Origin of the sequence: Serinicoccus chungangensis, from assembly GCF_006337125.1 — a bacterium.
Lineage (GTDB): Bacteria > Actinomycetota > Actinomycetes > Actinomycetales > Dermatophilaceae > Ornithinicoccus > Ornithinicoccus chungangensis.
The window spans coordinates 389,380-404,290 of record NZ_CP040887.1; the positions used below are offsets into that span (position 1 = coordinate 389,380).

The 14,911-nt window shown below is 72.5% G+C and carries 16 protein-coding genes and 1 tRNA gene; 6 read left to right on the plus strand and 11 right to left on the minus strand.

The annotated features are described in order from the left end of the window. Positions 1–47 precede the first annotated feature (47 nt). Both recR and FHD63_RS01765 read left to right on the plus strand, forming a co-directional pair. Positions 48–665 carry a recombination mediator RecR gene (recR, locus tag FHD63_RS01760; protein WP_139719627.1) on the plus strand — a complete coding sequence of 206 codons (618 nt, stop codon included), beginning with the start codon at positions 48–50 and terminating at the stop codon, positions 663–665. A 62-nt stretch (positions 666–727) separates the two neighbouring features. After that, positions 728–1,288 (plus strand): DUF5063 domain-containing protein, encoded by a 561-nt coding sequence (locus FHD63_RS01765; protein WP_139719629.1) that lies wholly within the window; start codon positions 728–730, stop codon positions 1,286–1,288. 81 nt (positions 1,289–1,369) lie between these two features. Here the strand turns inward: FHD63_RS01765 and FHD63_RS01770 are convergent, their stop codons facing one another. The 10 genes from FHD63_RS01770 to FHD63_RS01815 all read right to left on the minus strand — a co-directional run bounded on the left by FHD63_RS01770 (position 1,370) and on the right by FHD63_RS01815 (position 11,662). Next, complete coding sequence (locus tag FHD63_RS01770) at positions 1,370–1,708, minus strand: cation:proton antiporter (RefSeq protein ID WP_139719630.1); 339 nt, start codon at positions 1,706–1,708, stop codon at positions 1,370–1,372. After that, positions 1,705–1,965, minus strand: a complete 261-nt coding sequence (locus tag FHD63_RS01775; protein WP_139719632.1) for a transporter — start codon at positions 1,963–1,965, stop codon at positions 1,705–1,707. The genes FHD63_RS01770 and FHD63_RS01775 overlap by 4 nt, the downstream gene beginning before the upstream one ends. Further along, positions 1,962–2,342 carry a Na+/H+ antiporter subunit E gene (locus FHD63_RS01780; RefSeq protein WP_139719634.1) on the minus strand — a complete coding sequence of 127 codons (381 nt, stop codon included), beginning with the start codon at positions 2,340–2,342 and terminating at the stop codon, positions 1,962–1,964. Before FHD63_RS01780 ends, FHD63_RS01775 begins: the two co-directional genes overlap by 4 nt. After that, the gene (locus tag FHD63_RS01785; RefSeq protein ID WP_238705727.1) at positions 2,339–3,658 is read right to left on the minus strand and encodes a monovalent cation/H+ antiporter subunit D family protein; all 1,320 of its coding nucleotides are present in this window, start codon (positions 3,656–3,658) and stop codon (positions 2,339–2,341) included. The genes FHD63_RS01780 and FHD63_RS01785 overlap by 4 nt, the downstream gene beginning before the upstream one ends. 192 nt (positions 3,659–3,850) lie before the next feature. Next, complete coding sequence (locus FHD63_RS01790; protein ID WP_139719635.1) at positions 3,851–4,183, minus strand: cation:proton antiporter subunit C; 333 nt, start codon at positions 4,181–4,183, stop codon at positions 3,851–3,853. Beyond that, entirely contained in the window at positions 4,180–7,164 is a 2,985-nt protein-coding gene (locus FHD63_RS01795; protein WP_139719637.1) for a DUF4040 family protein, read from the minus strand. Before FHD63_RS01795 ends, FHD63_RS01790 begins: the two co-directional genes overlap by 4 nt. A gap of 151 nt (positions 7,165–7,315) precedes the next feature. Further along, positions 7,316–7,392, minus strand: a tRNA-Pro gene (locus FHD63_RS01800). Positions 7,393–7,460: 68 nt separating this feature from the next. Next, a complete protein-coding gene (locus FHD63_RS01805; RefSeq protein ID WP_139719639.1) occupies positions 7,461–8,426 on the minus strand; it encodes a metallophosphoesterase in 966 nt (321 codons plus the stop codon). Between the two features lie 20 nt (positions 8,427–8,446). Beyond that, the gene (locus FHD63_RS01810) at positions 8,447–8,911 is read right to left on the minus strand and encodes a GatB/YqeY domain-containing protein (protein WP_139719641.1); all 465 of its coding nucleotides are present in this window, start codon (positions 8,909–8,911) and stop codon (positions 8,447–8,449) included. 12 nt (positions 8,912–8,923) lie between these two features. Continuing rightward, positions 8,924–11,662: a transglycosylase domain-containing protein gene (locus FHD63_RS01815; RefSeq protein WP_139719642.1), complete on the minus strand. Its 2,739-nt coding sequence runs from the start codon at positions 11,660–11,662 to the stop codon at positions 8,924–8,926. A gap of 102 nt (positions 11,663–11,764) precedes the next feature. Here FHD63_RS01815 and FHD63_RS01820 point away from each other — a divergent pair, with 102 nt between their 5' ends. The 4 genes from FHD63_RS01820 to FHD63_RS01835 are packed head-to-tail and all read left to right on the plus strand — an operon-like array spanning position 11,765 to position 14,132. Further along, entirely contained in the window at positions 11,765–11,932 is a 168-nt protein-coding gene (locus FHD63_RS01820; protein ID WP_083518953.1) for a Sp36 family protein, read from the plus strand. A gap of 10 nt (positions 11,933–11,942) precedes the next feature. Further along, positions 11,943–12,431 carry a RidA family protein gene (locus tag FHD63_RS01825; RefSeq protein WP_139719644.1) on the plus strand — a complete coding sequence of 163 codons (489 nt, stop codon included), beginning with the start codon at positions 11,943–11,945 and terminating at the stop codon, positions 12,429–12,431. Between the two features lies 1 nt (position 12,432). Next, positions 12,433–13,308, plus strand: coding sequence for an NUDIX hydrolase (locus tag FHD63_RS01830; RefSeq protein ID WP_139719646.1), 876 nt, complete (start codon positions 12,433–12,435; stop codon positions 13,306–13,308). After that, the gene (locus FHD63_RS01835) at positions 13,305–14,132 is read left to right on the plus strand and encodes an MBL fold metallo-hydrolase (RefSeq protein WP_420853116.1); all 828 of its coding nucleotides are present in this window, start codon (positions 13,305–13,307) and stop codon (positions 14,130–14,132) included. The genes FHD63_RS01830 and FHD63_RS01835 overlap by 4 nt, the downstream gene beginning before the upstream one ends. A gap of 24 nt (positions 14,133–14,156) precedes the next feature. On the opposite strand, the gene FHD63_RS01840 is transcribed toward FHD63_RS01835, so the two are convergent. Next, on the minus strand, positions 14,157–14,834 hold the full coding sequence (locus FHD63_RS01840) for a Crp/Fnr family transcriptional regulator (RefSeq protein WP_139719648.1): 678 nt from the start codon (positions 14,832–14,834) through the stop codon (positions 14,157–14,159). Between the last annotated feature and the right edge of the window lie 77 nt (positions 14,835–14,911).

Below are 14,911 nucleotides of genomic sequence, written 5' to 3' on the forward strand. Positions count from 1 at the left end.
GCGAGCCGCGGCGCGGGTGTCAGCGGCACCGCCTACAGTGGCGTGTTGTGTATGAAGGCGTGGTCCAGGACCTGATCGACGAGCTGGGTCGGCTCCCCGGTGTCGGCCCCAAGGGAGCCCAGCGGATGGCCTTCCACCTGCTCGCCGCGGACCCCGAGGACATCACCCGCCTCGCCGAGGCCCTCCTGCAGATCCGGGAGAAGGTGCGCTTCTGCGAGGTCTGCGGCAACGTCGCGGAGGCCGAGCGCTGCCGGATCTGCCTGGACGACCGGCGCGACCCGAGCATGATCTGCGTCGTCGAGCAGAGCCAGGACGTCGCCGCCATCGAGCGGACCCGGGAGTTCCGCGGGCGCTACCACGTGCTCGGTGGAGCCATCAACCCCATCGGTGGCGTGGGCCCGGAGGACCTACGGGTCCGCGAGCTGGTCGCCCGGCTCGCGGACGGTCAGGTCGCCGAGGTCATCATCGCGACCGACCCCAACCTCGAGGGCGAGGCGACGGCGACCTACCTCGCCCGCCTGCTCAAGCCCTACGACGGCGTGCGGGTCAGCCGCCTCGCCTCCGGGCTCCCCGTCGGGGGCGACCTGGAGTACGCCGACGAGGTCACCCTGGGGCGCGCCTTCGAGGGGCGCCGGATGATCTCGACGGGCACGGCCGGGTCCTGACCCGCGGCGCCGGACTGGCGCGCGCACAGCCCTCGCGGAGCGCTTTCCCCTAGGGTGGGGGCATGGTCGACGACTGGGCACAGCCGGCGCGGGAGATGCACGCCGAGGTGGCCGCCTACTTCAGCAGCCTGGAGGAGGTGGCCTCGGGCGAGGCCGCCGAGTCGGCGCTGCCGCTCCTGCTCCTCAGCGTGGGGCAGCTGTGCGCGGCCGGCGCGCGGCTGGGTGCCCTGGTCGACGTGGTGCCCGCCGAGCGCTTCGAGCCCGACGCCGGCCCGGACGCCGACCTCGAGCGCGTCCGCGAGGCCCTGCACACGCTGCTCGGCGGCCTCGACGACTACTGCGACCTGGAGGACCCCGTCCTCACGGGTGAGGTCACCCGCGGCTCGCTCGCGGACGACCTCGTCGCCGTGGCCGCGGACCTCGCCCACGGCCAGGAGCACTACCTCGCCGGACGCCCGACGGAGGCGATGTGGTGGTGGCAGTTCAGCTACCTCTCCTCCTGGGGCGAGCGTGCCGCCGCCGCGCTGCGCGTGCTGCACACGCTGTTGGCGCACGTCCGGCTCGACGCCACCGACGAGCAGGTCATGGAGGCCGAGCTCGCCGCGCTGCACGCCGTCACCTGACGACGAGCCACGGGCCGGAGACGCGTCGGCGACGGCCGTGCTCGGTGCCCGTCGTCCCCGGGACGTGTGCCGTGGGGCGGCTCAGGCCAGGTCGTTGGGGTCCGTGGCGGGGTCGAGGGGGGCGCCCGAGCGGTAGGCCGCCCGACCCAGGGCGTTGGAGGCGACTGAGCTCATGATGATGAAGCCGGCGATCGTGACGAGGAGCTTGATGAGGGTGATGACGTCGAACCCGTGCAGCTGCACGTGTGCGACGTAGACCCCGGTCGCGATCCACGGCAGGCCCATGCCGGTGGCGCCGGACAGCACGTTGATCCGCGAGAGGCCGTCCCGTGCGCGGAGCATGGCGATCGCGCTGAGCAGGACGAAGACGGAGCCGCCGATGCACAGCACACCGACGAGGAGGGTCAGCAGCAGGGTCATCGGCGCCCCCTCGTGAGGATCCGGGCCAGCGAGACCGTCGCCAGGATGCCGACGAGCGCGGCGAGGGAGGCGACGTCGAGGAGCACGATGGACTCGGCGTTGAGGCCGATCATGAGGAAGATGCCGACCGCGCAGAAGTAGACGAGGTCGCTCACCGCGGCGACCGAGGCGTCGTCGCGCGAGAGCAGCACGCGGACGAGGCCGAGCACGGCGGCGAGCAGCAGGATCGCCACGGTGGTCCAGACGACGAAGGTCATGACGGCTCCCCTTCCATCGCCTGCTCCGCGGAGCGTCGCCCACGCGTCATGACCAGCAGCCGCCGTTCCATGTCGCGCAGCTCCTCCACGAGGGCGTCCCGGTCCTCGCCGTAGAGCGCGTGGACGTAGAGGGTGGGGGGCGAGTCCCCGTTGCGCGGGGCGATGCCGATCGTGATCGTCCCCGGGGTGATGGTGATCGAGGAGGCCATGGTGCTGATCTCCAGGTCGGTCTCGCAGTGCAGCGGGAGCTCCACGATGGCCGGTGACATGCGCAGGCCCGGGGTGACCACGTCGGCCCCGATGCGCAGGGCGCCGCGGATGACCTCGCCGGCCAACCAGCCGCCGTAGACCCCGATGCGCAGCGGGTTGGGGATCATCCGGTCACCGCCTGCACGTAGGGCTGCAGGTCGACCAGGCCCTGGGCGGCGCGGGTGGTGACCTGCATGATGGGTCCGGCCAGGACGAACATCGCGAGCTGGGTGAGCACGAGCACGGCCATGGGGGCCAGGAGCCGGGGGGTGACCCGGACGTCGTCGGTCAGCGTGACCGTGGCGCCGCGGCCGGTCTCGGGGGAGTCGGGGAGGTAGTCCTCCATGTCGGGTCCCCAGAACACGCCGACCCACAGCCGCTGCATGGCCACGAGCGACCCCAGGGCGCCGACGACGATCAGCGTGATGAAGACCGCCTGCCACGCCCCGCCGGCCTGGGCGGACGCCTGCACGAGGCCCACCTTGCCGAAGAAGCCCGAGCTGGGCGGCAGCCCCACGAGCGACATGAGCGCGAGCGCGTACCCGATCGTCAGCAGCCGGTCCCGGCGGATGATGCCCGAGAGCCGCTCGTAGCGACCGGACCCGTAGGTCTGCTCGATGGCACCGGCCCCGAGGATGAGGGCCCCCATGGTGATGATGTGGTGGATCATGTAGAAGATGCCGGCGGCCAGGGAGAACTGGGTGAACAGCATCAGGCCCAGCAGGATGTGCCCGACCCCGGCGACCATCTGCCAGGACAGCGCCCGGCGCATGACCCGCTCGCCGAAGGTGCTGTAGGAGCCGACAACCAGGGAGAGGCCGACCATGACGGCCAGCACGAGGATCCAGGGGGGCTGGCCCTCGTAGAGGGTCGAGGTGATGCGGAAGAGGGCGTAGAGCGCGACCTTGGTGTGCAGGGCGCTGAAGAGCGCCATCACCGAGGCCGACGTGGCGGGGTAGGTCCGCGGCAGCCACGTGTGCATCGGCACGAGCGCGGCCTTGATCGACAACGCCAGCAGCACCACGCCCGAGCTGAGCATGGTCCGGGGGTCGCTGCCGGCGCCCACGAGGAGCGCGAGGTTGACCGTCTCGGCGGTCGCGTAGACCAGCCCGACGCCGATGAGCAGGATCGTGCTGGTCAGCAGGTTGACGATGACGAAGGTCCGGCCCACCCCGAGACGCCGCCAGGTGCCGGTCACCGCGATGAGCGCGTAGCTCGGCAGCAGCATGACCTCGACGAAGACGAAGAGGTTGAACAGGTCACCGGTGAGGAAGGCCCCGTTGACCCCGCCGAGCAGCATGAGCACCAGGGGGGTCACCAGCCGGTAGCGGTTCTCCCCGGTCATCGTCATGAAGACGAGGCACATGAGCACGGTGAACGAGGTCACCAGGATCATCAGCGCGCTGAAGGTGTCGGAGACGAAGGGGATGGCCACCCCGGGCACGAAGGCCCCGACGTTCTCCGCGAGGACCGGGGTCTCGCGGTGCTGCAGCAGCAGGTCGAGCCCGGCCAGCCCCGGTGAGGACCGGGATGGCGAGCAGCCAGAACCGCTGCCAGGCGCTGTTGCGCCAGAGCACCGTGGCGGCGGACGCGGCGATCGGCAGCACCGCGAGCAGCGGGAGGAGGGCGGCGGTCATCATCGGCGGTGGGTCTCCCCGGTCTCGGGCATCCGCTTGGTGTCGTCGTTGTGACCGATGACGGCCATGGCGAGCATGAGCACGGTCACGGCGAGCGCGATGACGATGGCGGTGAGGACGAAGGCCTGGGGCAGCGGGTCACCGGCGTCCGCGACACCGGCGGCGTCCGGGAACGGCTCCCCGCGCCAGGCCGTGACACCGGCGGAGAGGATGAGCAGGTTGGCGGCGTGCGCGAGCAGCGCGAGCCCGAAGATGATGCGCACCATGCCGCGCTGCAGCATGAGGTAGATGGCTCCGGCGGTGAGCACGCCGACGGTGATGGGGATGATCACGAGCCACCTCCGGGGCGCGGGGGACGGTCCTGCTGGAGGTAGGTCGACCGGCGGCCGGGGATGCCCCGGCGGGTCTCGGCATACCGCTCGCCGCGGGAGGTGTCCATGGGTCCGCCGATCTCGCCCTCGACCGACTCGTCGGCGCGCTCGCGGGTGCCTTCGCGACCCCCGGTGGCGCCGAGCAGGTTGAAGGCCTCCATGACGAGGCCGAGCACGGCGAGGTAGACGCCGAGGTCGAAGACCATCGAGCTGGTGACGTGGACGCCGTAGACGTAGCCGTGCAGCGGCTCCAGGAACGAGACGTGGGCGAGCATGCCCCAGATACCGGTGCCGATGGCGATGAGGACGCCGAGCGCCACGAGGCGCAGCGGGAGCCGGGGCGGCCCGACGGCGCGGTCGCGGGAGGTGGCGAGGTAGATCAGCGCCACGATGGCCGACCCCACGAGCGCGGCGATGAACCCGCCGCCCGGGGAGTTGTGCCCGCGCAGGAAGAGGATCGTGGAGATGATCGCCAGCAGCGGCGCGGTGACCCGGACCATGATCTGCATCGGCACGGCGTTGCCCCAGGCCTCGGCGATGGCCCGGTATGCCGTCGACCCCTCGGCCTGCAGCGGCACCTCGGGCGGCGCGACGTAGTTGCGGTCCGCCTCCGGGGGCGGGTCGAGGTAGCGGTCGCGGACCGTGGAGACGATCGCGACCATGGCGGCTGCGGCCATCCCGAGCACGGTGAGCTCCCCGAAGGTGTCGAGGGCGCGGAACTCGACGAGGATCGTGTTGACGACGTTGTCGCCACTCGTCTCGACCGGGCCCTCGTTGAGGTACCAGAGGGCGACCTCGCTGCGGTCGCGGCGGCCGGTCAGCGCCCAGGTCGCCGCCCCGGCCGACAGCCCGCCGACGAGGGCGAGGGCCAGGGCGGCCTTGTTGCCCCACCGCGGTGCGCGTCCGAAGGTCTGCGGAAGGCGCTGCAGCACCAGCATGATCATCAGCACGGTGAGCGCCTCGACGAGCAGCTGGGTCATGCCGACGTCGGGAGCGCCGAGGGCGAAGATCTGGACCGTCACGGCGGCGCCCACGGTGGAGAGGGCGACGACCGCGGCGAGCCGCGAGTTGGCGCGCCCCAGGACGACGACGGCCCCCGCGATGATGACCAGCACGACGGCGTCGACCGGGCTGACCAGGCCCTCCTGGACCGGCAGCAGCTCGTCGCGGGCGACGAGGACCCCCACGCCGCCCAGGACGAGGGCGGCGAGGGCGACGAACTGCACGGCCACGTGCCGCGTGGGGTTGTCGGCGCGGGCGAGGGCACCCAGCGCCTTGCCGACGTCGGCGGCGGTGTCGTTGATGACCCGGATGACGTCGGCGCCGTCGAAGGAGAAGGTGTCGTGCTCGCGGGCCGGGAAGAAGAAGCGGCGGCGCAGGATGACCATGACGCCGACCCCGATGATGGCCAGCGAGGTCACCAGCTCGAGGTTGACGCCGTGCCACAGCGCGAGGTGCGGGTGCGGCTCCTCGACGTCGGCGGGGAGCATGGCGGCGGTGGCCCGGCCCACCGGGGTGTCGAGGATGCCGACGACGAAGGCCAGCGGCAGGCCGACGACGATGGGGATGGCGGCGAAGGTCAGCAGTGCCCAGGGCGTGGTGTGCAGCGGGCGGTCCTCGGGCCACTTGGCCTGGCCGCGACCGTCGTAGAAGCCGTTGAAGACGATCTTGGCGCAGTAGGCGAAGGTCAGCACCGCGGTGAGGGCGACCCCGAGGAAGGCGGCCCAGGAGGCGACCGCACCGAAGGGGGAGTCGAGCATCGAGGTGAGGATGCTCTCCTTGGAGACGAAGCCGAGCATCGGGGGGACGCCCGCCATCGAGGCGCACCCGAGCACGGTGACCCAGAAGGCCACGGGCATGGCGCTGGACAGCACCGGCATACGCCGGACGTCGCGGGTCCCGGTCGCGTGGTCGACGACGCCGACCATCATGAAGAGCCCGGACTTGAAGAGCGCGTGCGCGATGACGTGGAGGATCGCGGCGGCGAGGGCGTACTCCGTCCCGACGCCGATGGTCGCGACGATGAGACCCAGCTGGCTGACCGTGGAGTAGGCCATGAGCTTCTTGAGGTCGGTCTTCTGCAGGGCGAACCAACCGCCGATCCCGCAGGTGACCAGACCGGTGGTGATGAGCAGGACGTTCCACACCGGCACGTCGTGGAAGGCCGGGGAGAAGCGCATGAGCAGGAAGATGCCGGCCTTGACCACGGCGGCGGCGTGCAGGTAGGCGCTGACCGGGGTGGCGGCGGCCATGGCGTCGGGCAGCCACACGTGGAAGGGGAACTGCGCCGACTTGGTGAAGGCCGCCAGGATGACGAGCAGCGCCACGGCGGCCGTGAAGCCGGGGCTGGTGTCCCACACCTCGTGGGCGAGCGCCTCGGACAGCGTGGTGGTGCCGGTGCGCACGATGATCGCAGTGACCGCGGACAGCAGCCCGAGCCCGCCGAGGAAGGTGATGAGCAGGGTGCGCATCGACGCGGCCTCACCGGCATACCCCGAGCGGGCGATGAGGAAGAAGCTGGCGAGGCTGGTGAGCTCCCAGCACAGGAAGAGCAGGATGAGGTCGTCCGCCAGCACCAGCCCGACCATGGAGACGGTGAACATCGCCATGTAGAAGTAGAAGGTGAGGTTGCGGCCCGGCTTGAGGTAGGCCGTGGAGTAGGCGAGCACGACCGCGCCGATGACCAGGGCGATGAAGGTGAAGACCGTGCCCAGGCCGTCCGCGCGCAGCGCGAGGTCCAGGCCGAGGGTGGGCACCCAGGGGGTGGACCACTCGACGGTCCCGTGGTGCATGACCTCCGTGGCGGCCGGCCAGAAGGCCGCAGCGGCCGCGAGGTAGAGGGCGGCGAGGGGCCAGCCGGCGTGCCGGCCGAGGAATCGGGTGAGCGGGAAGGTCGCGAGGACGGTCACCGCGGAGATGACGAGGGTCCAGAGCAGGCTCATGGCTCACCCGCCCTGGACAGGCCGGTGCCGGTGGGGCATCGGTCGGCCGGGCGGGACATGGGAGCAATCTACCAACCCCCCGGAGCGCCGGTGCGCGGAGCACGAGAAAGACCGACCCCGACCGGGTGCTCCGGTCGGGGTCGGCCCCTGCTGGTCGGGGTGACAGGATTTGAACCTGCGACCTCTTCGTCCCGAACGAAGCGCGCTACCAAGCTGCGCCACACCCCGTGGCTCGTGCGCCGGCCCTCGGGGCCGCACGCAGCGTCCGCAAGGATAGCCCACCCCTGCCGCCGCGGCTAAATCCGTCGACGGGGGTCGGCGGTCAGCGTGAGCAGCGTCGCCTCGGGCCGGCAGCAGAAGCGGAACGGCGTGTAGGGGTTGCCGCCGAGGCCGGCGGAGACGTGCAACCAGGCGGCGTCCGCGGGGGCCGCCGACGAGGGGGTCGACCCCGCCCCCGGCCACCACCGCGACAGGCCGCGTGCCCGGGCGGTGTCGAGGTCGCAGTTGGTGACGAGGGCGCCGTACCCCGGCACCCGCAGCTGGCCGCCGTGGGTGTGCCCGGCGATGAGCAGCCGCGCACCGTCCGCGGCCATCGGGTCGAGCACCCGCTGGTAGGGCGCGTGCGTGACGCCGACCGTCAGGTCCGCGGCGGGGTCGGCGGGGGCGGACACGCGGGGGTAGTCGTCCAGCCCCAGGTGCGCGTCGTCGGTGCCGACCAGCTCGAGTCGGACGCCCGCGACGTCCAGCCGCAGCCGGTGGTGCGTGAGGTCGACCCAGCCGCGCCCGGTCAGCCCGTCGACGAGCTCCTGGGTCGGGAGCCGCCGGGGGGTCAGGTCCGCGCCCTTCTTGTGGCTGTCGTTGACGTACCGCAGGGGGTTCTTCGCGGTCGGGGGGTAGTAGTCGTTCGACCCCAGGACGAAGGCTCCCGGGCGGTCGAGGAGCGCGCCGTAGGTGTCCAGCGCCGCCGGCACCGCGTCCATCGCGGCCAGGTGGTCGCCGGTGTGGACGACCAGGTCGGGCTCCAGGGCGGCCAGGCCCCGCACCCAGTCCCGCTTGCGGTGCTGGCGCGGCACGAGGTGCAGGTCGGACAGGTGCAGCACACGCAGCTCCGGTGTGCCGGGCGGGAGGCAGGGCACGGTCGCCTCCCGGAGCGCGAACCACCGCGGTTCCACCCAGGTGGCGTAGGCCGCGGCCCCCGCGCCGATCGCCGTGCCGGCGGTGAGTGCGGCGGCGAGCGGGCGCCCTACGGTCGTCGTCGGCATCGGAGTGAGGCGGCGCCCGCTCAGGCGCCCAGCGCCTGCTTCACCGAGGCGGCCACCCGGCCGCCCTCGGCGCGCCCGGCGACCCGGGGCTGGAGCACCTTCATGACCTGGCCCATGCCGCGCATGTCGGTCGCACCGCTCTCGGCGACGGCGGCGCGCGCGAGCTCGTCGAGCTCGGCGTCGCTGAGCTGGGCCGGCAGGTAGGCCTCCAGCACCTCCAGCTCGGCCTCCTCCTGGGCCGCCAGCTCGGGGCGGGAGGCGCCGGTGTAGGCCTCGGCCGCCTCGCGGCGCTTCTTGGCCTCCTTGGTGATGACCCGCAGCACCTCGTCGTCGGACAGCTCACGCGCCTGCTTGCCGGCGACCTCCTCGGTCGTCACGGCGGACAGGGTCATCCGGAGCGTCCCGGCGCGCACCTTGTCCTTCGCGCGCATGGCGGCGGTGAGGTCCTGCTGCAGGGTGGCCTTGAGGCCGGTCGGCTCGGTCATGCCGCCAGTGTCTCACCCCGGGGCACGACCGCCGGAGCGGTTTCGCCGGGCCGGGAGGTCGGCGTGATCCGCGTACCGCGGGTCAGTCGTCGTCCTGACCCGGCGGGTCGGTCCCCGGCGGCTCGTCGGGCGGGCCGGGCGTCGGGGCGGGCGCCGGCTCCGGGTCCTGCGTCGGCTCCGGCTCAGGTTCCGGCTCGGCTCCTGCGTCGGCTCCGGCTCGGGCTCCGGCTGCGGCGACGGCTGGGGCTGCGGCGGGGGAGGCGGCTGCGGCTGGCTCTGGCGGGGTGCCGACCGCGCGGGCGGCGGCGGCGGGGCGGCCGCCTGCTGGATCCCGTTGGACACGTGCAGCGTGACCGGGTCGGACGTCTGCACCGAGGAGCCGACGCCGGGCGTGGTGTAGACGACCGTGCCCTCGGGACGGCTGGAGGCCACGCGGACCACGGCACCGGTGAGGCCCGCGTCCTCGAGGCGCTCCTGTGCCTCACCGACCTCGAGCCCGACGACGCGGGGGATCGTCACCCGCTTGCCGTTGAGGATCTCCTCGGACGGCTCGTCCCACTCCTCGACGTCCATGCCCTCGGAGGCGACCTCCATGATCCGCTTCCAGGTGGGGGCAGCCAGCGAGGAGCCGAAGAGCGGACCCTCGATGACGCGGTCGCCGACGGTGATGTCCACGAGCTCCCCGTCGTAGCGGGCGCCGCCGGGGACGTTGCCCACGAAGACGGCCGTCGACAGCTGCGGGGTGAAGCCGGCGAACCACGTGTTGGTCGAGTCGTTGTTGGTGCCGGTCTTGCCTCCGGCCGGGCGGTCGTCGTCGAGGATGGCCTGCCAGCCCGAGCCCTCGATGCTGAGGACGCCCTCGAGCAGCTCCACCGCTCCCAGCGCGACGTCCTCGTCGATGACCCGCTCGCACTCGGGCAGCTCCAGCGGGAGCTCCTCGCCGTTGGCGTCGAGCACCTTGGTGACCGGCACCGGCGGGCAGTAGATGCCGCCGGAGGCGAAGGTCGCGTAGGACGCGGCCACGGTGAGGGGGCTGGCCGTGTCGGCGCCGAGCACCAGGGACGGGGCGAGCGTGGTCTCGGCGTTGCCCGGGTCCAGCCCGTAGTCCTGGCCGTTGGCCGCGTGCAGGCCCATCTTCGTCATCGTGTCCGCGATGTCGCACGTCCCGACCTGCGAGGCCAGGGTGGCGAAGGCGGTGTTGACCGACAGGGCCGAGGCCTTGCGCAGGGTGATCTCGTCGACGTGGTTCTCGTCGTTGGCGTTGCGGACCGCCCAGTGGTCCTCGCCGATCGTGCAGCCCTGCTCGAAGTCGTCCCGGAAGAAGATGCCGGCCGGGAACACCTCGTCGGACGGCGGGTACGACGTCGGCCGGTCGTCGGGGTCCTCGAGCCAGACGTTGCCGAAGGTGCTGTCCTCCGGCTCGCGCACCCGGATGTCGGCCTCGACGGGCACGCCCTTCTCCAGCGCCTCGACCAGGGTGTACGCCTTCGCGATCGAGCCGATCGCCATACCCCCGGGGCCACCGTAGGCGTTGTCGACGTTCCAGTTGACCGAGGTCTCCCGGACCTTGTCGTTGGTGCCCTCGAGGTCGTACTGCGAGGACTGGTTGAAGGCGAGGATCTTGCCGGTGCCGGGCTCCACGACGCTGGCGGCGGAGCCCAGAAAGTACTCGTTGCCCCGCGGGGTCGCGTCCCGCAGGATGTCCTTCATCTCGCCCGAGAGCTCGAGGTCCAGGGTGGTCTGCACGGTGAGCCCGTTGGTGGTGAGGTTCTCCAGCCGCTCGTCCCGGGTCTTGCCCAGGGCGGGCTGCTCCAGCAACCAGGCCTCGACGTAGTCGCAGAAGTAGGGGTTGGCCGAGCGGAGGCAGGAGCGCTGGCTGTCCCGGATCTCGAGCATGTCCTCGACCTGCTGCGAGCGGGCCTCCTCCAGCTCCTCCTGCGTGATCATCCCCTGCTCGCGCATGTTGCCCAGCACCACGTCGCGCCGCGCCTGCGCCAGCTCGGGGTTGGCCACCGGGTTGGTGTTGCTGGGCGAGCGGACGACCCCCGCCAGCAGGGCGGACTGCGCGACCGTGAGGTCCTTGGCGTTGACGTTGAAGTAGTGCCGGGCGGCCGCCTCGACGCCGTAGACGTTGTCGCCGTAGAACGCCAGGTTGAGGTAGCCGACGAGGATCTCGTCCTTGCTGAGCCGTTCCTCGAGGGTGATGGCGTACTTGAGCTCGCGCAGCTTGCGGACGTAGCCCTCCATGCCCGACCGTGCCTGGGTCTGGGCGTAGGCCTCGGCGTCGTTCTCCTTGATCGCCTGCTGCTGCAGCGCCAGCTTGATGTACTGCTGGGTCAGGGTCGACCCGCCCTGCGTGCTGTCGGTGGTGGTGTTCTGGACCACCGCGCGGGCGAGGGCCTCCACGTCCGCCCCACCGTGCTGGAAGAAGCGCTCGTCCTCGATGGCGACCTGCGCGTCCTTCATGTTCTGGTTGATCTCGTCGCTGTCGACGATGATGCGGTTCTGCGTGGCCGGGGTCGCGAGGATGGTGCCGTCCGCGGCGAGGATGCGGGACTGCTGGGCGAGCGGGTTCTGCTCCAGGTCCCCGGGCAGCTCCTCGAACATGCTCACGCTCTCGCGCGCGGCGAGTCCGGTGGCCCCGACGACCGGGGCCAGCAGGCCGGCACCGATGATGCCCATGAGGATGGAGACGGCCAGAAAGACCCCGAGCAGGGAGGTCACCCGTGCGACAGTGAGAGCAGAGCGCATACCAGACACGGTACGTGAGGTTTCTGAGAGGTCCTTGACCCACGCCGAGCCGCCCACGGGTGGTCGGGCGACCGGGCCGACGCGGCCGGTAGGGTCGGCACCATGACTGTGCAGCAGTGGGAGTACGCGACCGTCCCCCTCATGATCCACGCGACCAAGCAGATCCTCGACCAGTGGGGCGAGGACGGCTGGGAGTTGGTGCAGGTGGTGCCCGGACCGGGCGACGGCACCAACCTCGTGGCGTACCTCAAGCGCCCCAAGAACGCCTGACGGGTCGGTCATGGCCGACTCCGGAGCGGGTGTCGTGGAGGGCCGGCTGGCCGAGCTCGGCCACCGGGTGCCCGAGGTCGCGGCGCCTGTCGCCGCCTACGTCCCGGCGGTCAGGCACGGTGACCTCGTCTTCAGCTCGGGGCAGGTGCCGTTCGTCGACGGGCGTCTGGAGCGCACGGGCAAGGTCGGCGAGGGGGAGGGGCTGGTGAGCCCTGAGGACGCCACGCGTCTCGCCGGGGTGTGCGCCCTTAACGCCATCGCCGCCGTTCGGTCGGTCATCGGTGACCTCGACCGCGTCGTCCGGGTGGTGAAGGTCGTCGGCTTCGTGGCCAGCGACCCCTCCTTCACGGGGCAGCCGGGCGTGGTGAACGGGGCGTCCGAGCTGCTCGGCCACGCGTTCGGCGAGGCCGGGGTGCACGCTCGCTCCGCCGTCGGCGTCGCCGTGCTGCCGCTCGACGTGCCCGTCGAGGTCGAGATCACCGTCGCCGTCCGGGACTGACGTGGCGGGGGAGGATGCCGCCGGCCCCGGCGCCGCCGCGTACCGCGACTTCGCCGTCCCCGAGGCCGTCGCGGAGCACTCCCGCGCCTGGCTGCGCCGGCCGACCGCCGAGCGGTCGGCGGCGACGCCCCGTGCCTCGGCCACGGTGATGCTCCTCCGGGACGAGCCGGGCGTGGAGGTCTTCGTCCTCCGTCGCGTCGCCGGCATGGCCTTCGCCGGCGGCATGATCGCCTTCCCCGGCGGCGGCGTCGACCCCCGGGACGGCGAGGTGGGCCTGCCCTGGGCCGGACCCGACGCGGGCTCCTGGGCGCGGCGCCTGGGCACGGGGGAGGAGGCGGCGCGGCAGCTGGTCACCGCCGCGGCACGGGAGGTCTTCGAGGAGTGCGGGGTGCTCCTGGCCGGACTGTCCTCCGACACGGTGGTCACGGACCTGCGCGACGAGGTCTGGCGTCGGGAGCGGGCCGGGCTGCTGGACCGTACGCACAGCCTCGCCCAGGTGCTGGAGCGGCACCGGCTGGTGCTGCGGACGGACCTGCTGAGCCTGCGGGGGCACTGGGTCACGCCGGAGTGCGAGCCGCGGCGCTACGACACGAGGTTCTTCGCCGCCCGTATGCCGCTCGGCCAGGCGGCCGACGACGAGAGCAGCGAGGCCGCGGTGGCCGGCTGGCGAACGCCTGCCGAGATCCTGCAGGGGCAGCGGGCCGGCCGCGACGTGCTGCTTCCCCCCACCCAGGTGATGCTCGAGGAGCTCGCGGACATCCGGGACCTCGACGCCTGGCTGGGGCAGCGGCCCCGGGTGCCGGCCGTCACGCCGGTCCCGGTCGAGCACGACGGACGGGTGTGGATGCGGGTGCCGCAGCACGGGGACGCGCCGTGAGGTCGGCGGGAGCCGCCGACCCGGCCTGGCAGGGAGGCGCCTGGGGGGAGCGGGCCCATGCGGTGCTGTGCCCGAACCCCTCGCCCATGACCCTGGAGGGCACGAACACCTGGGTGCTCCTGGAGCCCGGCAGCGGCGAGGCGGTCGTGGTCGACCCGGGCCCGCTGGACGAGGCCCACCTCGCGGCGGTGCTCGACCACGTCGCGCGGCGCGACGCCCGGGTGGCGCTGACCCTGCTGACGCACGGGCACGCCGACCACGCCGAGTCCGCCGACCGGTGGGCGCGGCTCACGGCGGCTCCCGTGCGGCGGTGCGGGCCCGGGCACGACGACCTGCAGGCGGGTCAGCGGGTGGACGTCGGCGGGCTCGAGGTGCTGGTCGTGCCCACCCCCGGGCACACCGCCGACTCGCTGTCCTTCCTGCTGCCCGCCGAGCAGGTGCTGCTCACGGGGGACACCGTCCTGGGGCGGGGCACCACGGTGGTCGCCTACCCCGACGGCGACCTCACGTCATACCTGGAGTCGCTGGAGCGGCTGCGCGCGCTGACGCGGAGCGGGGCGGCGAGCAGCATCGCGCCCGGGCACGGACCGGTCGTGCCGGACGCCACCGGGGTGGTGGAGCACTACTGGCGGCACCGGCACGCGCGTCTGGAGCAGGTCAGGCAGGCGGTCGCCCAGCTGCACCCCACCGACGACCCGGGCCGGGGGGACCTGGCCGACCGGGTCGTGGAGCAGGTGTATGCCGACACGCCCCGGGCCGTGTGGCCGGCGGCGCGGCTCTCGGTCCTGGCCCAGCTGGACTACCTCGGAGCGCTGACGGACTGAGGCGCGCGCCGGTGGTCCCGGCGCTCAGCGGGCGCGACGGCGCAGCCGTTCCAGGTCCATGAGCGTGACGGCCTTGGCCCCCAGGGTGACCCAGCCCCGTTGCGCGAAGTCGGCGAGAGCCTTGTTGACCGTCTCCCGGCTGGCGCCCACGAGCTGGGCCAGCTCCTCCTGCGTGAGGTCGTGCGAGACGACGATCCCGGCGTCCGAGCGCCGGCCGAAGCGGTCGGACAGGTCCAGCAGCGCCTTGGCGACGCGGCCGGGGACGTCGGTGAAGACGAGGTCGGACAGGCCCTCGTTGGTCTTGCGCAGCCGGTGGGCCAGCCCCGCGAGCATCTGCATGGCGACCTCGGGGTGGTGGCCGAGGAAGGCGCGCAGGGCGTCGTTGCCGAGCGAGATGAACTCGGTGTCGGACACGACGTAGGCGGTCGTCAGGCGCGGGCCCGGGTCGAAGAGGCTCAGCTCGCCGAACATCTCGCCCGGTCCGAGGACGGCGAGCAGGCTCTCCCGACCGTCGGCGGAGGCGCGGGCGAGCTTGACCTTGCCCTTGGTGATGACGTGCAGCGAGTCCCCCGGATCCCCCTCGTGGAAGACCACGTCCCCCCGGGCCAACCGGTGCGGGCTCATCGAGTCCATGAGCTGGTCGGCCGTCGCGCCGTCGAGCGCGGCGAACAACGGTGCTTTCATGACGACGTGCCGGTCCACCGCCTCATGGTGCCATGACCAGCGGCGGAATGGGGCCGGGGTGTGTCGGCCGGCACCTCTAGGGTGAGGGGGTGAGT